Here is a 25,053-nt window from a genome sequence, read left to right on the forward strand (position 1 = left end):
CCTGGCCCCGGGCAGGTGCAGCGATGGCAACCCGCCCGAAAGCAGGTCAGGCTACGGCGGATTCGACGTAAGCGCGCTCACCAAGTGAGTTGAGCACCTTCACGTTGCCTTCAAGTACCGCAACAATAGTCTTGTCTTGCTTGAATTCTGCCGGGATAATGACCCGCTGGTTGCGGATGGCGAGTTTATCAAGCACGGCGGCATGGATCTCCAGACCCAGGATGCCTTCGTAATAAAGTACTGTGATGGGGCCAGATACATTGATGCTTTGGTTGTTTGATACCTGCAGCATAATTGCCTCCTTTAATTCCTTTGGAATTAACAGTTTGATGAGAGCAGTTCAGTTGAATTGAAACTCATCTTGCCACTGGGGTCGAGAGTTCCAAGTTCAAATCCATTTGCAACTACGGCGTAGGGCTCACCTTTTCTATGGTTGACCAGCAACAGCTTGTAGCCATATTTGTAGAGACCGAAAAGCACTGTCTTTTGTGCTGATGTCAATGCATCCCAACGGTCATCCTGAGTTGTGTGTCCTTGCCTTCCTGCCAGCGCTAGATTGTGATGCATTTGTTAATCCTCGGCTAACTGGACAAGTTGTTTATTAATTCAACGATATAGTACCAACGTACCAAGTGCGGTTTGTTGACGGAAAACAAGGTTGCCCTCGCTTTTTCAATTCATCTGTAACCCATTGAAAAATTTATACCTATAAAGTGGTATCAAAAATTATTTCTCTAAGTGCATGAATATGCTGATTAATTTTTAGTGCCTATGGTGGGCAAATTTTGCTGTTCTTTTTCAGATAAGAAAAAATCATTCCCGAATTTGAGAATGATTCTTGAGGTGTAATGACTTTGTTTCCATAGGGTTGCGAAAAGGTATTCGGGTGCCGGATTGTACAATCTGGCATCAAACTGCCAGCTGCAACGGTCGGGCGAGTCGTGTCAGGTTGCTTGGCATGGCGCCGATCAAGGCCCCGGCTTATCAAGGGGCAGCAAGGGGTAAGGCAGGCAGATGTTGTCTTGCAGGCACACAGGCGACATGCCGGTAAGTGCAACCTTATCTGACTCAGGGAGTGGCTCGGCTATAGCGCTCGCCTTCACCTGTAAAGTGCGCTCGTTAATGGCCCGAATACGGCTATCCGGGGCGGGGTGAGTACTCAGCAGGGCAGGCACCTTGAAGCCTTCCTGGTGCGCCAGATAATCAAACAGCTCGCCACTGCCCGCCAGATGCCCGTAGGTGGCAAGCATGGCGTTCATCGCCTGCCCATCGGCATCCAGTTCCATATCGCGGCTGAACGATAGCAAGGTCGCCTGGCCTCCTGTGTTCACCAACCAGTCCGGCAAGGCGGTCTCGGACACCCCGGCAATGGCCGTCAGGGCAACCACGACCACCAATCCCCGTCCCAGTGCCTTGATCGGATGACGTAATTTAAGGTGCCCAAGTTCATGGGCAATGACGAAGGCCAGTGCGTTTTCGCTGTGCACCTGCTCCAGCAGGCCACGAAAGATGAACACCTGGCCATCCAGGGTGGCAAAGGCGTTAACCAGATCCGCGTCCACATAATGTATTTTGGGTGTCAGTTCCGGCGGCAGTGCCATATGGGTGCCTATCTTGCCGGCCAAGCGGTCGAGGTAAGCCTGCACCTTGGCCCTGTCTTCGGTTGTAGCGGCTTCCGTTACGGCGCTCTGGGCAACCAGCTGGGGCAATTTGCTGGCCAGAGCCGCTTCATAGCTTATGGGGATGTAGCGAACCAGGAAATCCGACGCCAGGATTAACAGGAACAAGGCTGCGGCGAGCCCCAGGCCCGTTACCAGCAGCAGGTGCAGGAAGTCCTTCAGCGGATGTTCCGTACTGACATTGATGCCCTCCGGCAGCCGGGGATTGCTGTATTCAGCCATTGGCGGGCGCAATCAAGGCAGTGCCATAGGCATACACCTCGACACTGCGGGTCTGATTATTTTGCCCCTGGCTTATGGCCGAGGTTTCCAAACGGACGTTGAATACTGCCTTGGCTCCCAAACGCCGCGCTTCTTCCTTCATCCGCAGCTGGGCTTCGCGTCTGGCACGTTCCAGCAGTGATTCATAGGCGCTAACCCGACCTCCCACCAGATTGCGCAGTCCCGCGGACACCATTTTGAAGTAGTCCACGGATACAACCACGGCGCCGCTAACCAGTTGGCCACGGCAGTTATCGAAATCTGTGGGGATTTTGCGTTCACTGAAGGTCAGTATGTCCGCAAGGTTTGCCTCACGCTCGCGGATGGATTTGAAGTGCCGCCGTTCGGCCATGCGACCAAAAATGTAGCCTATGAGCACCAGGCTCAGAAATATGCCCAGATTAATGAGTTGGTCCATGGCAGTTACTCGACCAACACGGCTGTGCCATAGACAAACAATTCGGCGGCCCCCGCGGTGACGCTGGAAGTGGAGAAGCGTACATTGACCACGGCGTTGGCTCCTATGGCCTGGGCCTGGGAGATCATGCGTTGGGTGGCCTCTTCCCGTGATTCATTGAGCAGTTCGGTATAGCCTACCAATTCACCGCCAACAATATTTTTCAGGCCGGCCATAAAGTCACGGCCAATGTGCTTGGCCCGCACTGTATTCCCTTGCACCATGCCCAGATGCTTGACTATGTTTTTTCCTGGAATCGTTTCTATGTTAGTGATTTCCATATCGGTTTCCTTAATTGTTATGCACTTGTATCTGAGGAATTTACCCCTATACCCAGATGAATGGAAGGGGACTGGGCCATAAAAAAGCCCGGCATTGCCGGGCGTTAGTTTGCAGGGGTATTGGTTCAGCTTTGCAATATCTTCAGCGGCAGGCCCAATATATGATTGCCATCGCCCGTGCCGGCGAAGAACCAGATGATGGCCACAAAAGCACCCAGGGTCAGCAGATACCATACAGCAGAAAAGATTTGTCCGTATCGGTCCAGCGGCAACAGATGACTCTGATGGCGGCTGCGCCATTCCAACATGATTTCGGCACAGCCGATCAGCAGCAGGAAGCCCAGCAGGCTCAACCCCAGTTTGTAGCTGATATAGACCCCAAAGATGGCGCCGCCCACACAAATAAGCAGACCTGTGATGCTGTTCATTGAGAAGCTGATGCTCTTGACCACATGGCCGCCGTCCAGGGGCAAAATGGGCAGCAGGTTGAACAGGTTCAACAGGGCGTTGAAGGCTGCCAGACCGGCGAACAGGGGATTGTCGGTCACCCACCAGACAAGCAGGCATGCCAGTGACATCAGTAACCCGAAGACGGGCCCCATGATGGCAATCACTACGTCCTGCCAGCGGGTATTGATCTTGTCATCGGTGAGGGCAACGCCGCCCATAAAGGGGATGAGGTAAAATCCCTTGGTCTTCATGCCGAAGTATTTCATCGCCCGCACATGGCCATACTCATGCACCACAAGACACAGGATCAGCGCCAGGGCAAACTGAAATGAAAACAGCCAGGAATAGGCCGCCAGGCTGGCTCCGGCCAGGGCCACCTTGATCACCTTGGCACTTTTCAGCAGTTTAAACAGCAGTGAGCCCAAGCCCGCCAGGCTCAGCTTGCGCTCCTGGGGCCGGACTGTGCTGGGTTGCTGTCGCTCAAGATCCCTGGCGTTGCGTTTGCCCTGGCTGACCACTTCATCATCGATCAGCAAGCGGTAGTCCAAAGAGAAGGGTTGCCAGATCAGGTCGGTTTCCAGACGGATCTGCAATGGCAGTTCCGCGCTGGCGGACTGCAGTTGGAATTCATGTACTTTCAACCCCTGGTTGTCAGCGCTGGCTGACTTTTCCGATACCAGATGATTATTCCAGAAAAGTTGTTGCCAGCCAGCCAGCGATGCTTCCAGTCGCAGCGGCTTGCCAAGGCAGTCGATATTCAAGAGTTCCAATGCGTTGTCCAGATGAAAAGAGAGTGGCGGCGATTTTACCCGGATTAGGTCCGGGGATCAGCTATCGAGTGAACGGACCAGCTCAATGCCCTGGGCCACGGTAGTGAATCCCAGTTTGGCAATGCAGCATTGGCCTGCTGCCAGGGCATGGGCTTTGACCCAGGGCAGCAGCTCCAGCGGAGTCAGGGGAAAGGATTGTGGACTCAGGTTTGGCAAGTGTGCGACCGGGCTGTCTTGCTGGGCCTCCGGTGCACTTATTCGATACTGTTGGCCGTCACTGTCCGCCAGACAGTCTCCTTCCTGAAAGCTGTGTTGATACAGGCAGGCAATTTCCAGCCAGTCCCGGGGGGATTCCAGGAGCAGCAGCTCATCGCTGTTGACCAGCTTAATGATGGCTGGCCAGTGAATGTCATTAATAATGCTTTTCATCTGTGACTCGCCATTAACCCCGGGCGCTGTAATCAAAATTGATTTCCTGCCCCTGATTGCTGACGATACAGGGGCCATGTTCCCTTTGGGTGCGATTGAAGGCATTGCCTATATGTATTTCCACGTTACCGAAGATGTGTTTGTGGGCTTCAATTCGGTAGTGGTTGAAATAGTTGTCTGCTTCAATACGCAGATGTTCAAATTCCAACTCTTCCCGGTTGCGCTCTTCCTGGATGCGGTTTTTCTCTTCAAGCATCATCTGCACCTGTTCGAGCATCACAGGATCGTTTTGCCACTCTGATTTTGGCGGCAGCTTGCGCAATCGGCCCTCTATGTCCAGGCTGGCGACCACCAGGGCTTTGACACTTTCATCCAGTTGCTTGAGTTCTTGCCTCAAATCGCCATGTTTCATGGCACAGTAGAGTTCGGTTCGGGTGCCCGCCGTTGCGCCTATCACCACGGCTTTGATCCCCTGATCTGCCTGAACCACGCCGCCGACCAAGTCGCCTCTGCGGCCCGTGGCGTCGCTGACCGTCAGGCAGCCGTGGGTGATGCTGTGACTATGGAGCAATTGTTTGGTCACCAGGATATTGCCCTCGGCCTCAAGCTGGGAATATTGCACAAACTGCGCGCAGATCTGCCCCTTGGCCTTGATTTGGGTCGAGAGTTTATTGCCGCCCAATTGCCTGCCAATGACCCCCTTGCTGACGATAACGTCGCCTTCGGCCTCCAGTATGGCTGAGTCAACGAACCCCATTACCGTGATATCACCTGTGGCCTTGACATGCATGCCCTCACAGACATCGCCGCTCACCAGCACCGAGCCCTTGAAGTTCACATGGCCATATTTGACATCGACGTTTTTAATTTGCAGTACATCGTCAACCTGCATGCCACTGCGGGTTTCTACCGGCTGACCGGCCACCAGGGCGATAAGTTTGTTGGGATCCTTGGGGGAGAAATCACAGCCATTGCCCGGGGTCATGGTGACATCTTTACCTGGCTTGGGTTCCAGTGGCTGTCCCGTGACTGTGTAGCCGGCGGTTCCCTCTGTGGCCGGGATCTTGACCATGAGAACGTCGTTGGGACGCACCATGATGACGGCACCCAGATCGCGCATATCCACTGTACCATCATCCCTTTCCTGGGGTTGCAGCAGACGCTCACGGGCCAGGGGGACCTTGCGATCCAGTCGGGCATTGACGCCGTTGATCGCTTCCTTGCCGTTGGCAATGATCTGGCGGCATTGTTCGCCCGGTGCCAGGGTTGGTAATTGGCGGAGCAGCAGCTCGATGCGCTGTTTGCTCAGGCCCATGGCCACGCCGTCGGTCTTGAGTGCCTTGAGAATGTCCTGCAAGGTCACTTGTTTACCACCCCAGGCCGAGGTGATGATCATCTCGGCCTGCATGTGATCGTCACTGATCACAATTTCGATCTGGCCGTCGCGCCGTTCGGCAACGGCAAAAAACTGTTCGAACTTGCCATCTTCGGTGCCGCAAAGCTTATTGGTTTGGAGGACGGCTTTTTGGATTACAGGTTCCAGGGGGCAGAAAGAAGAAAATTCGGGAAGGTGGAGCAAATGAACCAGATCATCCCGACTGATGGGGCCGTTGTTATTGGGGATCAGCCTCAGCTCGACTTTGTTTCCATCACTACTGAGTTCGAACAGTTCTGGCGCCAGCATAGTTTTCCCTGTCTTGTTGTTATATTTCTTCGCAACTGAAACCCAAGCGAGTATTTCGGGCATAGTCGAATAGAAATTAGCCGACTGTAATTGGCCCTGAACCTGGTTTGGTAACAGGAGTATAACAAGATAAACTTTGTACAAAAAAGCCTTAAATGGTCAATTCAGTTGCTTTATCTGCACTTCAAATGCACAAACTAACGTACAGCCTTATTTGGGACCAGTATGAAACTCAAATATGTCGTCGCCATTGGCTATTTGCCGCATCTGTGATGGTAAACCTTGTATTTGTTGTTTTCGGCCAACACCTGCACCTTGCCAAATACGTTGGCAATGGTATCGGCATAGGGCAGATGACGGTTGGCGACAATGTGCCACTGTCCGTTGTCGCTCAATTTGGCGGCGCTGTGCTCCACAAAGCGGGTGGCGATATCGGTCGTGCTCTTTAGTCCATCGTGGAACGGGGGATTGGAGATGATGGCGTCGTAGCGGCCTTCGGTCTGTGCCAGGCCATCCGATGGGTATATTTTGGCTTGCATGCCATTGGCCGCCATGGTGCGCTGGCAGGAGAGCAGTGCCATGGCATTGATATCCACGCATTCCAGCGTCAGTTCCGGCTGCTGCTTCAGCAGGGCCGCGGCAATAACGCCCGCGCCGCAGCCAAAGTCCAGCACCCGTCCGTGCAACCTTGGCAGGTGGTCAAGCAAGAGTGCCGTTCCCTCATCCAGGCGCCGATCGCTGAAAACGCCGACCGCATTACAGATCACCAGCTCACCTGCCGGCGTTGGCAAACTGTACTGCTGGATCCAGCTATCCAGGTTCCAGGCCGGAGCCTGCTCCTCCAATTGGCTCAAATACAAAAGACAATGGCGGGCATTGTCCAGCTTATGTGCCTGCCCAAAGCAGCCGGGCAAGAGTTTATCAAGGGACTTGATGCCGCCCTTGTTTTCTCCGCACACCAACAGCTGCCCGCCGGCCTTCAGATATTGGGCCGCCAAATTAAACAGGTAAGGTGCCAAGGACTTGGCCTTGGGAAAGAAAACTACTACCGAGTCGAAGCTGTCTTGGGCTTGCAGTTCGTGGCCAAACTCGACCTTGAGTCCGGGGCGACCGTGGCAGACCAATTGATTGAAGTGGTTGAAATCCAGCGCTAATGCGGTCACTTCGGTCGCAGTCCCCAGCAATTCGCTGCCTAAGGTATCGGCCTCGATATTGAGCAGTAACACCTTGTGGTTGGCGAGCAGTTCGATATTTCTAACGATAAGTTGTGATGGATTGGTCAGCAAGGCGTCGCACTTGGGCTGTGAATTTGGGCCGATTATAACGCAAGGACCGACATATCTTCAGCCAAATTCCTGTGCAGTGCCGTACATCCTTGCCTAAGCTTTTATTCATTAAGGCTGTTTTACCGGATTCAGGATCAAGTCGCAGGCGCCCGGGCGCCAATACGGAGAGTTTAGATGCGCTGGAAAATAACAGGGATGTTATGCCTGTGCCTGTTGTCCTCACCCGCCTTGAGTGAGGTGATTTTCAACGCATCAGTCGCTGAAGCCGGATTGGATGCGGCGGAGCTGAGGTTGATATTCAGTCGGCAGCGATTGTTCTGGACCAATGGTCAGGCGATAAGGGTATTTATTCTGCCGCCGGATTCCGAAGACCACAGGCAGTTTTGCCAAAACTCATTGGATGTTCTTCCTTATATGCTGCAACGCAATTGGGACAGGGCGGTCTATTCCGGCATGGCCGACAGGCCCGAAATTGTCAGTTCGATTGCCGAAATGCGCAGAAAGGTATTCAGCACCGCCGGTGCAGTGGGGTATGTGCCGGATGAAATAAGTGCTACAGGGAGTAGCGAATGAGATATATCAGGGGATTTGTATTGGTGACGGGAATGCTGTCTTCCCTGGCTTTGGCTCAGGATTGGCAGTGGAACGGTTTCATCAGTCAGGGGCTGGTCGGTGTTGATGGCAGTCATTTTTTCACCGATGACGATACCAGTCTCGAGCTGACCGAAGCGACATTGATGTCCTCCTGGAGACCGGCTGAGCACTGGCGATTGGCTGGAGCCCTGAACTACAGACAAAGAGGCAATCTCATCGACGAAGCTTGGCAGACGGATTACCTGTTTGTTGAGTACCTCCATTTTCTGGCGTCGGGCCACATGGGCGCGCGTCTGGGCCGGGTCAAGAATGAAGTGGGCCTCTATTCCAGTACCCGGGATGTGCCCTTCAGTCGCCCCGGGATCATCATGCCGCAATCCATTTATTCCGATTACTATCGTGATGCCCAGTTGCATATAGATGGCCTGGATATTTTCGGCCAATATCACTTGGAAGACGGTCAATTGAATTGGCACCTAACGGGAGGCAGCGCCGATGCCACCAAGGATTTGACCCGTAATGTCAATGGCACCCTGGCATATGGCCAATATCATTCCGATGCGTTCGTGTCCCTGGACCTGGACCTGCAGTATCAGGATTGGACCCTGGGTGCCACCTTGTTTCATGTGGGGCTGGGATTTGAAACCGAACCCAAAACCTTCGAGAGCCACGTGGATCTGCGGGCTCTGGTGCTGTCGGCCCAATACCGGGCAGGCCCGCTGGAGCTGACCGCCGAATTCATGCAGGGCAATCGCTATCTCAAGGGGATTTTTTCATCCGGGGGGGAGCAGCGAGAGCCTTATCGGGGTTATTACCTCGACCTTCACAGCCGCTTCGCCTCACCGGTTAACGTTTTTGCCCGCTTCGACCACATGATTAACAATCTGGATGACCGCAACGGAGTCAGGCTGGAGCGCGCGACCGGGATCCCAGCCCATTATGGTTACAGCAAGGACTGGGTCGCCGGAGTGCAGTGGCAACTGGCAGACAACTGGCTGTTGGTTGCCGAACATCATTGGATAGAAGGGGCTGCCTGGGTGCCACCGGTTATATTTCCTCAACCTTTAACTCAGGATAAATACTGGTCGATCTTTGCCCTGCAACTCTCTTATCGGATGCAGTGGTGAGCCTATGGCGGAAGTCAGACCTTTTCTCAGTCTGAAATGGAAACTGCTGCTGAGCGTATTGTCGCTGATGACAGTGCTTACCCTGTCATTGGGATGGTTTGCTTCCCGGGAACTGTCGCAACAGCAGGGATTTTTGCTTGAGTCACAGCAAAATGGTCTGCAGCAAAATCTCAATAATGTCATACACCAGGCGGTGGACCATGCCGTCGACTCGGTGCAGCAATTGGTCATCCTCTATGAACAGAATGAAGCTATTGCCGACATGGAGACCCATTGGGCTGACGTTCAATTGCGCTGGGGTATCAGTGCCTTGGGTATTCTTGGGCGCGCAGGTGAGCCTTCCTATTTTCTGGGGGCTGCGCCCGGTGCCAGTGAAAAGGCCTGGTTTGAGCGTTGGTCCAGGGCCTCTGTGCCTGTATGGCGTATTCATTGTAACAGTCGCTGCCTGTTGCAGGTACAGGTGCCGATACTGCTGAATAAACAGCAGGTGTATTTCTTTATTGAATCTGAATTGACCTCCATTTTGGCGAACTTCCGCTCCCAGGAATCCTTTGAGTTGGCCGTGCTCGGCAGCCATTCGGAACATCCCATAGCCAATGCTTATTGGGGCCGACAACTGCACAGCATCAGCAACCGTTCCCGCAGTGAACCCCTGTTGCGCCAGGCCGCGGCCAATTGGCGCTGGGATGAGATAGTGGCAGGCAACAGTCTGTATCAGATAGGGGATGCTCCCTATGCCATCTGGCGCTTTCCTCTGGATCAATCCGTCGATGGCCCCGCCTTGCTGGTGATCTCCAATCTGGTGGAATGGCACCAGCTGCTCAAACAGTTTCAGCAAAGTATGCTGGGGTTGCTGTTGATATCCTTGCTGTTGACTGCGTTGTTGCTGTCAATGTTCGCCTGGTCGCCCATTGCCAGGTTGGAAGGGCATGTGAAGGCCTTGCCGCTGCTGGCGGAACGACGCTTTGATGAGGTCAGGCACCGCCTCAAACCCATGCACAATTGGTGGCAGGATGAGGTGGACCTGCTCAATGGCGCCACCCTGGGATTGACCGACAGGCTTCAGTCCCTGGAGCAGGATATCAGTGATTACACCCGGGAACTGCAGCGTCTGGCCATGCTTGATGGCCTTACCGGATTACCCAATAAGGCCATGCTGCTCCACGAGCTGAACAAGGCCATTGCCTGTATGGGGCGGCAGCAGGACAGGGTGGCCTTACTGTTTCTGGATTTGGATGAGTTTAAAAGGGTCAATGATGCTTTGGGCCATGATCAGGGCGATGAATTACTGAAGATCATTGCCGAGCGCTTAACCAACAGTGTGCGGGCCATGGACACGGTATTCCGCCAGGGGGGCGATGAGTTCCTGATCCTGCTGCGTGGTATAGGTGAAGAGGCCGATGTCCGGCGGGTGATCCACAAGATTTTTGCCGGTTTACAGCAACCCGTGGTGCTGGGAAATCACAAGCTTATTATCACCACCAGCATTGGGGTCGCTTTCTGTCATTCGCCCTCGCTGCGGGCCGAAGAGTTGATTAAGCATGCGGATCTTGCCATGTACCAGGCCAAGGCCGCCGGTCGCAGCAATTTCCGCATTTTCAACGAAGATATGCTGTTGCAGGCCAATAATCGCCTGATGATAGAGCAGGACATTGGCTCCGCCATCGCAGAACATCAGCTGCGCCTGTTTTTGCAACCCATAGTCAGCATTGCCGATGGCAAGCTCAAGGGCTTTGAAGCCTTGTTGCGTTGGTTTCACCCCAAACGTGGCCTGATCATGCCGGCGAACTTTATTCCCGATATTGAAAACAGTGATGCCATTATTCAGGTGGGGAACTATGTGCTGGCGGAGGCCGTGCAACTGCTGCAGCGCCTTAAGCACAAGGACTGGGGCGAACTGTATATTGCCGTTAACCTGTCAGCACGCCATTATCTGGCTCCGGGTCTGGCGGAGTACATTCGTTCGCTTTTGCTCGGCAATGGCATAAGTGCAAAGGGGTTATTGTTGGAGGTCACAGAGGAGAGCGTGATTGAACAGGTAGACAAGGCCATGGAAGTCATGGCCGAGCTCAAGGCCTTGGGAGTGAGAATTGCCATCGATGATTTCGGCACCGGCTATTCGTCCCTGAGCTATCTGAAGCAACTGCCCTTTGATGTGCTGAAGATAGATCGCTGTTTTACGTCGGGCATTCAGGAGAATGACGCAGATACCCACATAGTCACCACTGTGATTGATTTGGCCCATAACCTTGGGCGCACCGTGGTGGCTGAAGGTGTCGAAAGTGAGCTGCAATACGAGTTTCTGGCGACCGCGGGCTGCGAGCTGGCCCAGGGATTCCTGCTGGCCAAGCCCATGGATGAGCACAGAATCATGTCTGTGCTCGACTCCATTCACGACAGCCGCCGCTGGCCAAGGGAAGATATGCCAAGCCTGCTGGCCAAGCTGGGCACCTAGCAGCGCCTTGTCAGCCTTGGTATAGCTTCCAAGGCTGATCCCAGGTGTTGCTGCTTAAAGGGCTGTTGCTTAAAGGGTTGTTAGTCAAGGGGCCGTTAGTCAAAGAACCGTTAATTGGTGACGACTTGCTCTTTAAGTGGCTGAGCCTCGGCCTGGGGTTCGTTTTTCGCGTCTGGAGTGGTGGCCACAGATTTTTTGGCCTCCCTGGGCAACAGACTCATCAGCTTCTGGGCTATGTCGGTATTGTCCTGATGGCCATTGAACAGACTTGAGGCAGGACCGGCGGCAAAAACCTGCACATCCACACCTGTATGCCCCCCGGTGGTCCAGCCGGTGTTGGAGCGTACATCTATCAGACGCTTGATGGCGCTTTCCAGTACATCCTTACCCTGCATTCTGGCTTTGGCCAGCTCAGCGTACTCATCGGCTGAGGGGGCAAAGGCCAGTTGCTGGGCCAGGGGCTGTTGCCAATCCTCATTGGCAAGGGCCATGGTGGCCATGGTTTCCGGACTGGCATTCAGAGTGCGCAGTACTTCCGGAGTCCACTTGTATTCGCCCGCAGCACCTATGGACATACCACCTGTGTTGTGATCGGCTGTGACCACCATCAGGGTATCACCATGGCTGCGGACATACTGTTCCACCACTTCAATGGCATTGGCGAATTCGTTCATTTCTCCCATGGCGGCCGCAATGTCATTGCCATGGCCGGCCCAGTCGATAAGGCTGCCTTCCACCAGCAAGACAAACCCTTGCTCCTGGGCGGACAACAACTCCAGCGCCTTGGCCGTTAGCTTGCTCAGTTTGTGGGCCTGCGGTTCATCCATGGCCCAGGGCAGTTGCACGTCGGCAAACAGCCCCAGCACCTTGCCACTGCTGATGCCATCCAGCTGGTCAAACTCGCTTAGGGTTTGGTAACCCTTGTCGCGAAAACGGGCGAGCAGCGCGTCGGGGAAGTAGCGTTGGCCGCCTCCGAGCAACACCTGGGCATCGCTGTCCAGATAGCTCTCGGCTATGGCGTCGTAGTTGCGGCGGCTGTCGTTGTGGGACAGGAAGGCCGCGGGGGTGGCATGGTTAATCTGACAGCTGACGGCGATGCCTGTGGCCAGGCCGGCGCCCCTGGCGAGCTCCATCAGCGTGGTCAGTGGTTTGTGTTCTGTGTCGACGGCGATGGCACCGTTATAACTTTTGTAGCCGGTGGACAGGGCGGTGGCGGCCGCCGCTGAGTCGGTCACGTAGCCACTTTCCCTTGCCGGATAGGTGCTGGCCATCCCGACCAGCAGGCGGTCAAACACGGTTTGCTCTATCTCTTCGGTTTCTGGGTTGTCCTTGAAATAGCGGTAGGCGCTGGTGTAGGCGGGGCCCATGCCGTCGCCAATCATGATCACCAGATTTTTGGGCTTGGTATTGGTCTTGACCAGGGCGTTGCCATCGGCGGCCATGGCACACAGTGGCAGGCACAGCAGCAGGGCTGAAAGGTGACGCAATGACATGTCGGTTTCCTGTTGTAGTTCCGGGAGCTCTGGGATTACTGGCGCTTGCCGAGGCGCGTTTCTATGGCGTCCATCAGCATGCCCGTAATATCCACCTCAAAGGCGGCCTCAATTTCACGGATGCAGGTTGGGCTGGTGACATTGATTTCAGTGAGCTTGTCACCAATGACATCCAGGCCGACAAAGACCAGCCCACGGCGCTTCAGTTCGGGACCTATGGCTCGGGCAATGTGCCAGTCGCTTTCGGACAGGGGCTGGGCCACACCGCGGCCACCGGCTGCCAGGTTGCCGCGGGTTTCGCCCTGCTTGGGGATCCGCGCCAGACAATAGGGCACGGGCTCGCCGTCCACCACCAGAATGCGCTTGTCGCCCTGGGTGATGGCCGGAATGAAGGTCTGCGCCATGGCATAGCGCTGACCATAGGCGGTCAGCGTCTCTATGATCACCCCGAGATTGGGATCGTCCTGCTTGATCCTGAAGATGAGGGTGCCGCCCATGCCATCAAGTGGCTTGAGAATGATGTCCCCATGTTGCTGGTGGAAGGCGCGGATGCGATTCGGATCCCGGGTGACTATGGTGTCCGGGGTAAACTCAGAGAACCAAGCGGTAAACAGCTTCTCGTTGGCGTCCCGCAGGCTCTGGGGCTTGTTGACTATCAGCACCCCCTGTTCTTCGGCGCGCTCCAGCATATAGGTGGCGTAGATATACTCGGTATCGAACGGCGGGTCCTTGCGCATCAGGATCACATCCAGTTCGGTCAGTGGGCAGTCACTCATCTCACCCAACTGATACCAGTTATCGGCGTCCTGCTTAACGGTCAGGGGGCGCATATTGGCGCGGGGGACACCATTGATCATCGCCAGATCCTGCATCTCCATGTAGAAGAGTTGGTAGCCACGGCTCTGGGCCGCCAGCAACATGGCAAAGCTGGAATCTTTCTTGATGTTGATGGCGCTTATGGGGTCCATCACTATACCGAGTTTGATCATTGTCTAATCCTTAAGGTCGCTCAGCCCAGATCGCCAAGTCTGAGCTGCAGGGCTGTAATGGCGGTCAGGGCGGCGGTTTCGGTACGCAACACCCGGGGGCCAAGCAATACGTCGGTGAAGGCGTGGTTCTCTGTCATGGCTATCTCCTCGGCAGAAAGTCCCCCTTCAGGGCCGATCAACAGGCGGATGCGCTTGTTCTCCAGTGGCAGACCATTGATACCGTGTGCCGCCCTCGGATGCAGATTGAGTTTGAGCGCCGTGGTGTTTTCGGCGCACCAGTCAGCCAATTCCATTGCCGGTCTGACTTCGGGTACTGTGCTGCGGCCCGATTGTTCACAGGCGCTGATGACTATCTTCTGCCACTGCTGGATACGTTTATCCAGGCGCTCACCGCTGAGCTTGACGCCGCAGCGTTCGGAAAACAGCGGGGTAATGGTGTTGACCCCAAGCTCCACCGATTTTTGCAGGGTAAAATCCATACGATCGCCGCGGGAAATCACCTGTCCCAGGTGTAAGTGCAAGGGCGACTCGGACTCATTGGTCTGCCCGGACAGGACCCGCACAGTGACGGATTTCTTACCGGCCTCGGTGATTTCGGCCAGATAATCCTTGCCGTCGCCGTTGAACAGGCACAACTGCTCACCCGGACCCATGCGCAGCACCCGACCTATGTGGGCCGCACCGTCTTCATCCAGGGCCAGTTCTGCGCCAGGGCTCAGGGGAAAGGGTTGATAAATACGTGGCACTCTCATCTGTGTTCCTGAAATTCAGTCGGCAACCTTTGCCGCGCTCGGGTGAGACTGGCAGGCTTTCGCCACAAAGGGATTATGATTTCCCTGCACCTCGGCTATGGCCTTATCGCGTTTGCATTCAATCATATCAACTGGATAAGTTTTATCCCATGCCTGGAATAACTTTAATTGGCTGCTGGACAGGGCGAGTTTATAGCTCTGTTGCATGTATAGATAAGTTCGGGCTATGGCCCCGCGACTGCGTGCCGGCGGCTGTACCTTGCGGCCCTTGAAGTCCACCACCATGTCACAACTGCCGTATTGGCCTGCCATGGCATTCCACTGACTGAAGCGGAAGTTGCTGCGATCGCCGTTAACCTCACCTATGGCCGGCACCAGGTTGTGAAGATCGGCTTCCATGCGCCTGAATTGCGGATCCTGCTCGGCACACTGCTTGCGGCCGCCCTTTTGCCAGCATTGGCGCTGATGTCCCAGCTCCCAGGCAGGTACTATGTGTTCCCATTCGATTCGCCCGGCCCTTTGGGCCTGTTTGCGCACCTGGTAGCCACAGCGGGCGAGCTCCGGCTGCCATTGCTTGCCCTGCAGCTTGATGTCGCAGCCGCAATAAAAGCTCTGCAGCGGCAATTGGGTTTGATAAATATTGCGGGCCAGCTTCTTGGCCTGGGAAAAATCACTTGGATGACCGGTTGAGGCCAACAGCGAAACAGGAAAAAACAGCAAAAACAGCAGCGCAGCTCTGAGCAAAATAAGGCATTCCCGAAAATAGCAATTGTCATCGGCACTGACTGACGATTTGAGTCGGCGTCAGTGTCCTGTTATGGAGCCGCATGGTAAGGGATTGTTATCCCGGTCGCAACCGGGCTTCAGGCAGCGCTGAGCCTTTGGCCACAGCGGCGGCACAGGTATTGGCTTTGGCCGCGAACCACCTTGTTGTGACGCCGAATGGACAGGGGGACGGTGCCGCAGCCGCAGCGATAGTCGACGCTGCGACTGACAGACTGGGTGTCCAGGCTGTGGGTGGTACGGGGTGCCAGGCCAAAGACGCCGCGCATCAGGGCTTGCCATTCGCGGCCATGGGGGGCAACCCGGCCATGCTGGCGGTAAGCCAGCAGGTGACAGAGTTCGTGGGGAATGACCTCGGTGAAGAATACCTGCGGATTTTCTTCCAGCAGCACCGCATTGAGGCGCATACGGTTTTCCTGCAAGTGGGCCATTCCGGCACAGCGGCCCCTGAGTTTGAAACTGAGGGCGGGGCGTGGCACCTGGATGCCAAGCACGGCTTCGGCCCGCAAGCAGGCACTTTCCAGATGAATTTGCGCCTCTTCCTGCGCCCGGGTGGCGGGAACACACTGAGCTTCTCTCGCTCCCTGAATTACGGGCCTGTGGGCTCGGCTGAACAAGCGCTTGAACATCTGCTGACCATGGCTGGAGATAATAAAAAGGCGTCATTGCCAGAGACAATGACGCCTGCGACCGTCCCAGTTTACAGCGCCTTGGCGGCGGCCTCCACCATGGCCTTCACTTGCTCGGCTATGGCGCCCTCTTCATCGGCGTTATAGCCGGCGATCCTGGGGGTGTGGATATGGCCCACGGGCAGGGTGCGACCGAACTGCTGTTGCAGCAAGATGGCGCGGTAGGAAATCTCGTTGGACAGGTATCCGCCACCTGAGCCTTCCACCGAGGTGGCATCGGTCAGTTCCTTCAGGGAAGCGGCATCGAATTCGCCCCGCTGCAAGGTGGTGACCCTGTGGTTGTCGTTGACTTGCCAGCGTCCCTTGACGGCCTGCATGGCGGCGACCGGCAGTGAGAATTGCACAAATTCGTCGCCGTTCAACATCTTGCCATCCAGCATGGGAGCCAGAGGCGCGGTCTTGCTGGCACCCGTCATCACATTGAGGTTATCGGGGGCTTCGGCGCTGCGGTTGCGTCCGGGGAAGCGCTCAAGATCAAAATTGTCCCGGCCCATGCTGACGGTCAGCACCATGTTGATGCTGTTATTGCGGTAGAAGGGCGTCAGTAAAGACTCAATTATGCCCTGATCGAAGTCGGCAAAACGCACCGGAACCATCACGGTTTCCACCTGGGCCTTTTTGCCGTTAACCTCAAAGCGGTAACCATCGAGCATCAGCGCCACCAGACCCGACGGGTTGCTCTGGCCTATATTGCGGTCGAGGAAGAAAGGATCGAAACCGGTGAGCAGGATTTTCAGCTGCACATCGTCGGCAAAATGGATGTCACTGAAGCCGCGGGAGGATTTTTCCACGGCCTTGACCAGAATGTCGCGCTGCCAGGGGGCGATGTTGAAGCCTGGTTTCTCCTGCTTGAGCTTGGTGCGCATGGCCAGTCGGGACCAGTACAGCGGCCTGTCGTCCAGGTTGCCCGATTGCACATCGCGCACCGCCTGCTGCCACAGGCGCAGACCCTGGTGTGCCATGGTATTGGTGACGGCCAACTCTTCGGTGCTGGCGGCATACTTTTCCACCAGTCCCTCCAATAAACCCTGATAACGCTGGCTGACTTCGGGGAGTTCACTGTAGGCCTTGGTCAGACGGGCCTCCTCGACATCCAGGTTGGCAAAAACGGCAAATGGCGCGGCTGTCAGCCCCAAAGAGAGCATTGCCGGAAGCAGGCGCTTGAACATGGGAATTCCTTTAAACTTGGCCGGACAAAGATGTATGGCGTTGATTTGACATAATTCTAGTTGAAAAACAGGGATATCACAGCGTGGCCCGAAAATCGAGTTACAGGTTCAAGAATTCTTCATCCTGTCACTGTTGCAGCCCTCGGCCCATCATACCGGGCAGGGATTCCTGGCTGCCTATGCGTTTGGCCAAGAAGTCCTGGCGCGCGCTGCTGGTTTGGATGCAGGTGGCTGTCAGCCCATCATGCCGAGCAGGGACTCCTGGCTGCCGATACGTTTGGCGAAAAAGTCTGGGAACACGCTGATGCTGATGGCTGAACGTTTGGATGCAAGCGGCCGGCGGTTTTCAGCCCATCATGCCGAGCAGGGACTCCTGGCTGCCGATACGTTTGGCGAAAAAGTCCAGAAACACACTGATATTGGTGGCCAACTGGCGACGGCTGGAATAGACCCCATAGACCTTGAAGGGCTCCATGGGCCATTCGGGCAATATGGGGACCAGAGCGCCACTGGCCAACTCCTTTTTGCACACCGAATGGGACAGCATGGCGATACCGAAGTCATCCAACGCCAGCTGTTTGACCATGATGGAGCTGTTGACCCGCACTTTACGGTTAAAACTGACCATGGTCTTGCGGCTGCCCTTGCCCAGCGGCCAGATGGGAGCCGAACGGGAGGTTCCCAGCAAAATGCCTGAGTGATCCCCCAGCTCAGAGGGGGTGGCTGGGATGCCCTTGGTTTTTAAATAACCTGGGCTGGCCACCAATATGGGTTGGCGCTCGAACAGCAAGCGAGCAACCAGATCCGAGGATTGTAACGGGCCGTATTTGATGGCGACATCAAAACCTTCACCCACCAGACCCACGTCCGAATCGGTAAATTGCACATCCAGCTGCACATTGGGGTAGAGGCGCATAAAGCCACTGCAGAGCTTGGCAATCAGCTCCTGGCTGAAGGACACAGGAATGGCAATGCGCAGCGAGCCGCTGACATCGTTTTGGGTATGTTCTATGACGGCCTTGGCCGCCTCCACTTCGTTGACTATGGACTCGCAATGCTGATAAAAGAGGGCGCCTACCTGGGTCAGACTCAGATTGCGGGTATCTCTTTGCAGCAATCGCACGCCAAGTTGTTCTTCCAATTGGGCAACTTTGCGACTTATGGTGGATTTTGGCAGGCCGGTATCCCGGGCCGCCTGACTGAAACCCTGAGATCTGACCACTGCGGCAAACAGCGCCATCCCATTCAAATCTGGCATGTTTTTCTACTGTCTCAAATATGGAACAAAGCGTCCAAGGCAGTTTAATGGCAATTGGCGAAAGAACAAAGTTATATTTATTGGCTAAAAATTTTCAGAGGCTTAGCAGAGGATCTCTTGATGACCAGCAAAAAGCAGCCCGTAACAACGACTCAAGCACAGACGCCCGATCCCCTGTTTTTGCAGGCGGAGCATCTGGCAAAGGATTTTTCGCTGTTTCCCAAACACAGCAAACAGAGTTTATCTGATGAAATTAAAGGCCTGTTGGATGATGATGCCATCCAGGCCAACCTGAAGACCCTGGCCAAACTGGACGTAGATGGCTATGTGGCCAAGGTGATCCAGCCCACCCAGGATAAGAATCGTCCCGGTGCCAAGCGTATCATTGCCGATTTGAAAGGCAAGGTGATCACCGAGACCCATATGGGCTCCTTCTACAGCGCCGAGGTAGATCTCAGTTTCGGCAGCCGTAACCGTCGTATCGGTTTCATCGCCCAGGAGCGCACCACAGCCAACGGTGCCTGGATGCCCGAGCATCACCTGGCGGCCTGCAAGGCCATTCGCCATTTCGCCGAACTGTCCATGCCCATTGTGTACCTTATCGACACCCCCGGTGCCGATGCGGGTGAAATTGCCAACAGCAACAACCAGGCACACTCCATTTCCAAGGCCATTGCCGAGAGTGCCAACGTCGACGTGCCAACCGTAGGTATAGTGATTGGTGCCGGTTATTCCGGTGGTGCCATCCCCCTGGCTGCAGCCAACATTCTGTTGTCTTTGCGCGACGGTATCTTCAACACCATTCAGCCCCAGGGTCTGCAAAGCATTGCCCGCAAATACAACCTGTCATGGCAGGAATGTGCCAAGTCCGTGGGTGTATCTCCGGAAGAGCTGTACACAGCCGGTTGTATCGACGGCATTATCGACTTTTCACCCTCAGATCGCGACGAGCGTCAGCACAACCTGCGCCGCGCTATCATCAGCTCCATTGAGGCCGTAGAGCGTGCCGCAGTGAAGTTTGTGAAAGAGTCCGAAGATCTGCGTGAACACTATGACCGTTCGCTGCATCGCTTCCTGAATCCATCGCCAAACATCAAGGCCCTGGACACCACAGCCAATATGGCGGTGGCCAGCAGCCCGACCATGCATCTGAACCTGTTCGGCAGCGCTTACCGTTATCTGCGTTACCTGACCCTGCGCAGTCGAATTCATTCCATCTCCCAGGAGCAATACGGTCGCCTGTCCAAGGTGAGTGTGCCCGAGGGTGATCTGCTGGAACGTATCCAGAAGGAACAGGAAAAGGTATTCCAGTCCTGGTTGTCTGCACCGGACAAGGTGGTATACGACGAGGAACTGTCCAAGCTGTGGAATAACTTTGTTGCCAAGCGTGCCGATATCGCCACCGAGCGCAACATGCTGACCCGTTTGATTCTGGGTGAGCCGAAAGAGAATTACAAAAAGGCCCGCAAGGCGCTGATGTTCAACATCGTTTGGTCTCTGTTCCATCGCTGGAAAGCCAACGCCGCCAACAACTTCAAGGGCCTGATCCACTATCTGGAGACACTGCCTGCCGAAGTGACCCAGGCCGATTGGCCCGAGCTGAACAACCTGACAGTGCTGGACGTGGTGGTTAATCACGAACTGCGTGAAGACTTTATTTGGCAATGCTATAACATATTGATCTTCAACGCCCTGTACGACAACGTGGTCGGCAGCCTGGCATCCATCGCCAAGGAAGCCATGATGTCCAAGAGCCTGTCCCGCGCCTCTGTGGACAGTCTGCTGCACAAGGCAATCGACCGTGCCCTGTCTACCCAGGACATAGCCAACGACAAGAGCAAGTTCTACAAGTGGCTGAAGTACTTTATGTCTCAGTCCAACCGTGCCGAACTGCTGACCAAGACTGAGCAGTGGAAAAGCGTGGGCTTCCCACAGCTGAACGACTCTCTGTTCGTTATCCTGACCTACTTCTTCGAGCGCCTGTTGCCCGAGTATTTCGACAGCGAAGAAGACAACGGCAAGTACACAGGCACCATCAACCCGGTGCGTATCGGTCGTCGTAAAGACTTCTGGAACCGCCTGACCATGGGCTACCAGGATCTGCTGATCCAGAAAGTGCTGCGTGATGAGAAGAAGGCCGGCAAGATGACCTGGGAAAATGTCATCAACCGCTTCTTCAAGCATTTCGAAGAGATCAATGGCGACAAGATGTCTGCCAACCTGCTCAACTTCCCCGGTTTCCGTTTGTCCATTGAAGATGCTATCGACAAGGGCATCCGTCCTTGTGGTCTGATCACAGGTGTGGCCGATTTTGAACATCAGGGCAGCAGCCTCAAGGTGGGTTTGGCCGTGTCCAACACCGCCTTCCAGGCCGGTGCCTTCGATATGGCCTCCGCCGAGAAGTTCTCTGCCCTGCTGATCGAGTGTGCCAAGCGCAAGCTGCCGGTGATCTGCTTTATCTCCTCTGGTGGTATGCAGACCAAGGAAGGCGCCGCGGCACTGTTCTCCATGGCTGTGGTGAACGATCGTATTACCCGTTTTATCCGTGACAACGAACTGCCGGTGCTGATGTTCGGTTTCGGTGACTGTACCGGTGGTGCCCAGGCGTCCTTCGTGACCCATCCTCTGGTGCAGACCTACTACCTGTCCGGTACCAACATGCCGTTCGCCGGCCAGATGGTGGTACCGGCTTACCTGCCGTCCACTTCGACCCTGTCCAACTACCTGTCCAAGGTACCGGGTGCCATGAACGGGCTGGTGTACAACCCCTTCAGCGACACTCTGGACGGTCAACTGGCGAGCATAGATCCGCTGATGCCAATGCCTGCGACCCGCATTGAGGATGTGATCACCAACGCCCTGTCTACCCTGGTACCCGATACCCAGGTGGAAGACGAGGAAATCCGTCAGGATGACCCACGTGCGCTGATGAAGCCCATCGACAAGGTGCTGGTACACGCCCGTGGCTGTACTGCGGTGAAACTGATCCGCAAGGCACACGACAACAATATCAATGTGGTGCTGGTGGCCTCGGATCCCGACATGACAGCCGTACCGGCCGACATGCTGAAGGAAAACGACAAGCTGGTGTGTCTGGGTGGTAACACCTCCGACGAATCTTACCTGAACGCTTACTCAGTGCTGAAAGTGGCCGAGTACGAGCAGGTTGACGCACTGCACCCTGGTATCGGCTTCCTGTCCGAAAGCCCACAGTTTGCGGCCCTGTGTGTGAACAACGGTGTGAACTTTGTGGGTCCGAGTGTGCACTCCATGACCACCATGGGTAACAAGTCCAACGCCATCAAGACCTCCCAGGCCCAGAACGTGCCTGTGGTACCCGGTTCTCACGGCATTCTGTCCAACGCCGAGCAGGCGGTGAACGTGGCCAGTGAAATCGGTTATCCGGTACTGCTCAAGGCGGTACAGGGCGGTGGTGGTAAGGGTATCCAGGTGGTGAGGCGCCCCGAGGATATGATCCCGCTGTTTATGAAGACCTCCACCGAAGCGGCTGCCGCGTTCGGTAATGGCGACCTGTACCTGGAAAAATATGTGACTTCACTGCGTCACATCGAAGTTCAGTTGCTGCGTGACAAGTTCGGTAACACCAAGGTACTGGGTCTGCGTGACTGTTCGGTACAACGTAACAACCAGAAGGTGATCGAAGAGTCAGGTTCCACCATGCTGCCGCCTGAACTGAAGCAGCAGGTGCTGGATTACACCCGTGCCCTCGGTGATGCCGTGGATTACATGGGCGCAGGTACTGTGGAATTCATCTACAACCTGGATGCCAACGAAGTGTACTTCATGGAGATGAACACCCGTCTGCAGGTGGAACACCCAGTGACCGAGGCCACCTCAGGTATCGACATAGTTTCTGCCCAATTCGACATCGCTGCCGGTCGCTCCATCGAGAAGCTGGAACCGAAAGAAATTGGCTACGCCATGGAAGTGCGCGTGACCGCCGAGAAGGCCGCGCTCGACAGCAATGGTGTACTGCAACTGGTACCGAACCCAGGCAAGATCACCGAGTGTGTACTGCCTGAGCGCGACTATGTGGAAATCATCTCCATCGCTGCCGAAGGCAAAGAAGTGTCGCCTTACTACGACAGTCTGATTGCCCAGATCATTGTTCGTGGTGAAAACCGTGAAGACGTGGTCGCCAAGCTCTATGACTACCTCGACAGCGTAGTGATCAAGGGTATTGCCACCAACATTCCATTGCTGAAGCGTATCCTCAAGGATGCCACCTTCAACGAAGGCGTGTATGACACCAACTACCTGCCACGCCTGTTGGCCGAGCTGGATATCCCTGCGCTGATTGCCGAGATGGAAGCTGCCGCCGAGACCCAGGGTGTAGACACCGAATCTCTGCGTGTGGGTGAGTCCAACGAACTCAAGGTGTTGGCACAGGGCGCAGGTATCTTCTATACCTCTCCCGCTCCCGGCGAAGCCGACTTCGTCAAGGAAGGCGATGTAGTGACAGTGGATCAAACCCTGGCTCTGACCGAAGCCATGAAGATGTTCTCCCAGGTGACACTGGCCGGCTTCAACCGCAAGGGTGCAGTGCTCTATCCGGAAGATCAGAAATACCGCATTGAGCGTATCCTCAACACCAATGGTCAACAGGTGTCTCAAGGGGATCTGCTGTTCGTGGTATCGCCCGTCGAAGCCTGAGCCCAAAAGGCTAATTGATTGAAAATACCCGCCATTTGGCGGGTATTTTTTTAGCGGGAGGGCAGTGGCTGACTGCGTTGGCGCTGAAAGTGCGCTACGCTCAGACTGGAGAACTCTGGCGGAGGATTAAAACGAATATGGTTTGGCGCGGCAAACTGATGGCCTGTGTTTTGTTATTTGTCCCTGTCATGGCCATGGGGGCCCAGCCCCGGCATATACGTGTCTGTGTCGATCCGGATTGGCTCCCTTTTGAGGCCCTGCATGAAGGCCGTCATATAGGAATTTCATCGGACTACTTGCGTTATGTGGCTGATTATCTGGGGTTCAGCATTGAGCTTATCCCTACCAGCAGTTGGCAGGACACCCTGGAGCTGCTCAAGCGGGGCGGCTGTCAACTCAGCCCCATGCTGAACAAAACCCGCGAGCGCAATGCTTACCTCAGATTCAGTGATGTTTATTTCCGCTCACCCAATGTGCTGGTATCCACCAAGGAGCAGCCTTTTTTGCAGAGTTTTGAGCAAATTGGCGATCGCTCGGTGGCGGTGCCGAGGGGCTATCGGCTGCAGGAATACGTTAAATCCTATTATCCCAGGGTGAGGTTGCGCCTGGTCTCCAGCGAGCGCGAAGGCTTGGCTGCGGTGGCCACAGGCAAGGCCGATCTCTATGTCGGCGCCATGTTTTCGGTGAATGCCCAGATCCAGGATAGCGGTCTTTCAAATCTCAAGATCGCCGGTTGGGGTGGGCCCGAGGATGAATTGCGGATGGCGGTGATCCCCGAGCTGGAGCCCATGCTCAAGGATATCAATGCCGCGCTTGCCAATATCAGCGATCAGCAGCGCCTCGCCTTTTACCAGAAGTGGAACAATATTCAGGTCATAGATGAGACCGACTACGACCTGCTCTACTGGGGGTTGGGCTTGGCCTTTCTGAGCAGTCTGTTACTGTTTATGCGCAATCAGATTATCAGCCGCTACAACAGTGAATTGATGTTGAAAAACCAACAGTTGGAGCAGATGCGTGAGGACTTGCAGGCTTCCAACCGTGAGCTGGCCTTCCTTTCCTGGCACGACCCCCTGACGCGGCTGTACAACCGCCACTATGTTAATCAGTGGGTTGATGACAACCCCGCCACCCTGGCCGGACGGCACTATCCCATTTGTCTGATGATCATTGACGTGGACTTTTTCAAAGAGATCAATGATGAACATGGACACAACACAGGAGATCAGGTTCTGGTGGAACTGGCAAGCGTGTTGCAGTCGCAATTGCAGCAGGACGATATTCTTGCCCGTTGGGGAGGTGAAGAATTTGTCATAGTGTGCCAGCGCTGCTCACCGGAGCAGGGGGTTACCCGGGCCGAAGCCTTGCTTGCCGCGGTAACCGCCAAACGATTTTGCAAAGGTATATCCCTGGGTTGCAGTGTGGGACTGGCGGTACTGCGACCGGATGAATCCATGCTGTCGTGCCTGGAACGAGCCGACAAAGCCCTGTATCAGGCCAAGTCCGAGGGGCGCCATCGCGCCATAATGGCCCTGGATTAAGGCCCGTCATCTTGCCTTGCCTGTCTGATTTCTAAACAGTTTGTCATCAGGCCGTTTGACTCAAGAGGTCAGGTCTTTAGTGTGTGATTTTTAATCGTTTTATTCCTTAAGCCTTTAGGGCTAAGCACTTTGGCTGCTAAAAAGTGGCGAAGCTGTTTGCGCCGCGAAGGGTTCCCATTTACAATATGCGCCTTAAATCCTGATGTGTGGTCTGCTGCTTTTTGTGGCATAC

At 55.1% G+C, this 25,053-nt stretch carries 21 protein-coding genes; 5 read left to right on the plus strand and 16 right to left on the minus strand.

Translation table 11 applies throughout. From position 1 onward, the window contains the following. Window positions 1-46: 46 nt before the first annotated feature. The 9 genes from JYB84_RS02360 to JYB84_RS02400 form a co-directional block, all read right to left on the minus strand. Window positions 47-292, minus strand: coding sequence for a DUF2375 family protein (locus JYB84_RS02360; protein WP_207321858.1), 246 nt, complete (start codon window positions 290-292; stop codon window positions 47-49). Between the two features lie 26 nt (window positions 293-318). Next, a complete protein-coding gene (locus tag JYB84_RS02365; protein ID WP_207321859.1) occupies window positions 319-567 on the minus strand; it encodes a hypothetical protein in 249 nt (82 codons plus the stop codon). A gap of 401 nt (window positions 568-968) precedes the next feature. Beyond that, the gene (locus JYB84_RS02370; protein ID WP_207321860.1) at window positions 969-1,901 is read right to left on the minus strand and encodes a M48 family metallopeptidase; all 933 of its coding nucleotides are present in this window, start codon (window positions 1,899-1,901) and stop codon (window positions 969-971) included. Next, complete coding sequence (locus JYB84_RS02375; RefSeq protein ID WP_207321861.1) at window positions 1,894-2,358, minus strand: YbjQ family protein; 465 nt, start codon at window positions 2,356-2,358, stop codon at window positions 1,894-1,896. Before JYB84_RS02375 ends, JYB84_RS02370 begins: the two co-directional genes overlap by 8 nt. Before the next feature lie 5 nt (window positions 2,359-2,363). Continuing rightward, complete coding sequence (locus JYB84_RS02380; protein WP_207321862.1) at window positions 2,364-2,678, minus strand: YbjQ family protein; 315 nt, start codon at window positions 2,676-2,678, stop codon at window positions 2,364-2,366. 125 nt (window positions 2,679-2,803) lie between these two features. Further along, window positions 2,804-3,910, minus strand: a complete 1,107-nt coding sequence (locus JYB84_RS02385) for a site-2 protease family protein (protein WP_207323066.1) — start codon at window positions 3,908-3,910, stop codon at window positions 2,804-2,806. 45 nt (window positions 3,911-3,955) lie between these two features. Beyond that, window positions 3,956-4,327 carry a DUF4144 family protein gene (locus JYB84_RS02390; RefSeq protein WP_207321863.1) on the minus strand — a complete coding sequence of 124 codons (372 nt, stop codon included), beginning with the start codon at window positions 4,325-4,327 and terminating at the stop codon, window positions 3,956-3,958. A gap of 13 nt (window positions 4,328-4,340) precedes the next feature. Further along, window positions 4,341-6,011, minus strand: a complete 1,671-nt coding sequence (locus tag JYB84_RS02395; RefSeq protein ID WP_207321864.1) for a DUF342 domain-containing protein — start codon at window positions 6,009-6,011, stop codon at window positions 4,341-4,343. Window positions 6,012-6,265: 254 nt separating this feature from the next. Then, a complete protein-coding gene (locus JYB84_RS02400; protein WP_207321865.1) occupies window positions 6,266-7,297 on the minus strand; it encodes a methyltransferase in 1,032 nt (343 codons plus the stop codon). A gap of 174 nt (window positions 7,298-7,471) precedes the next feature. Between JYB84_RS02400 and JYB84_RS02405 the strand changes: the two genes are divergently transcribed. Genes JYB84_RS02405 through JYB84_RS02415 form a run of 3 tightly spaced genes read left to right on the plus strand, consistent with a single transcriptional unit; the run spans window position 7,472 to window position 11,473 of the window. Then, the gene (locus JYB84_RS02405) at window positions 7,472-7,870 is read left to right on the plus strand and encodes a hypothetical protein (protein ID WP_207321866.1); all 399 of its coding nucleotides are present in this window, start codon (window positions 7,472-7,474) and stop codon (window positions 7,868-7,870) included. Further along, window positions 7,867-9,018 carry a hypothetical protein gene (locus JYB84_RS02410; RefSeq protein ID WP_207321867.1) on the plus strand — a complete coding sequence of 384 codons (1,152 nt, stop codon included), beginning with the start codon at window positions 7,867-7,869 and terminating at the stop codon, window positions 9,016-9,018. Before JYB84_RS02405 ends, JYB84_RS02410 begins: the two co-directional genes overlap by 4 nt. Before the next feature lie 4 nt (window positions 9,019-9,022). Next, window positions 9,023-11,473, plus strand: coding sequence for a putative bifunctional diguanylate cyclase/phosphodiesterase (locus JYB84_RS02415; RefSeq protein WP_207321868.1), 2,451 nt, complete (start codon window positions 9,023-9,025; stop codon window positions 11,471-11,473). A 110-nt stretch (window positions 11,474-11,583) separates the two neighbouring features. Here JYB84_RS02415 and JYB84_RS02420 read toward each other — a convergent pair whose 3' ends face one another. From JYB84_RS02420 to JYB84_RS02450, 7 genes are all read right to left on the minus strand, one after another. Further along, window positions 11,584-12,966, minus strand: coding sequence for an alkaline phosphatase (locus JYB84_RS02420; RefSeq protein WP_207321869.1), 1,383 nt, complete (start codon window positions 12,964-12,966; stop codon window positions 11,584-11,586). A 35-nt stretch (window positions 12,967-13,001) separates the two neighbouring features. After that, a complete protein-coding gene (gene gshB, locus JYB84_RS02425) occupies window positions 13,002-13,955 on the minus strand; it encodes a glutathione synthase (protein ID WP_207321870.1) in 954 nt (317 codons plus the stop codon). A gap of 20 nt (window positions 13,956-13,975) precedes the next feature. After that, window positions 13,976-14,707, minus strand: coding sequence for a 16S rRNA (uracil(1498)-N(3))-methyltransferase (rsmE, locus tag JYB84_RS02430; RefSeq protein ID WP_207321871.1), 732 nt, complete (start codon window positions 14,705-14,707; stop codon window positions 13,976-13,978). A 15-nt stretch (window positions 14,708-14,722) separates the two neighbouring features. Further along, on the minus strand, window positions 14,723-15,451 hold the full coding sequence (locus JYB84_RS02435) for an endonuclease (RefSeq protein ID WP_323128507.1): 729 nt from the start codon (window positions 15,449-15,451) through the stop codon (window positions 14,723-14,725). Between the two features lie 119 nt (window positions 15,452-15,570). Continuing rightward, the gene (locus JYB84_RS02440) at window positions 15,571-16,119 is read right to left on the minus strand and encodes a SprT family zinc-dependent metalloprotease (RefSeq protein ID WP_207321872.1); all 549 of its coding nucleotides are present in this window, start codon (window positions 16,117-16,119) and stop codon (window positions 15,571-15,573) included. Window positions 16,120-16,190: 71 nt separating this feature from the next. Next, the gene (locus tag JYB84_RS02445) at window positions 16,191-17,348 is read right to left on the minus strand and encodes a C15 family peptidase (protein ID WP_207321873.1); all 1,158 of its coding nucleotides are present in this window, start codon (window positions 17,346-17,348) and stop codon (window positions 16,191-16,193) included. A gap of 346 nt (window positions 17,349-17,694) precedes the next feature. Beyond that, the gene (locus JYB84_RS02450) at window positions 17,695-18,606 is read right to left on the minus strand and encodes a LysR family transcriptional regulator (protein WP_207321874.1); all 912 of its coding nucleotides are present in this window, start codon (window positions 18,604-18,606) and stop codon (window positions 17,695-17,697) included. A gap of 120 nt (window positions 18,607-18,726) precedes the next feature. Between JYB84_RS02450 and JYB84_RS02455 the strand changes: the two genes are divergently transcribed. Together JYB84_RS02455 and JYB84_RS02460 are read left to right on the plus strand one after the other, a co-directional pair. Beyond that, window positions 18,727-23,280 carry an ATP-binding protein gene (locus JYB84_RS02455; RefSeq protein WP_207321875.1) on the plus strand — a complete coding sequence of 1,518 codons (4,554 nt, stop codon included), beginning with the start codon at window positions 18,727-18,729 and terminating at the stop codon, window positions 23,278-23,280. 137 nt (window positions 23,281-23,417) lie between these two features. Next, complete coding sequence (locus JYB84_RS02460; protein ID WP_207321876.1) at window positions 23,418-24,821, plus strand: diguanylate cyclase; 1,404 nt, start codon at window positions 23,418-23,420, stop codon at window positions 24,819-24,821. Window positions 24,822-25,053 lie beyond the last annotated feature (232 nt).

It is taken from the genome of Shewanella cyperi, assembly GCF_017354985.1.
GTDB lineage: Bacteria > Pseudomonadota > Gammaproteobacteria > Enterobacterales > Shewanellaceae > Shewanella > Shewanella cyperi.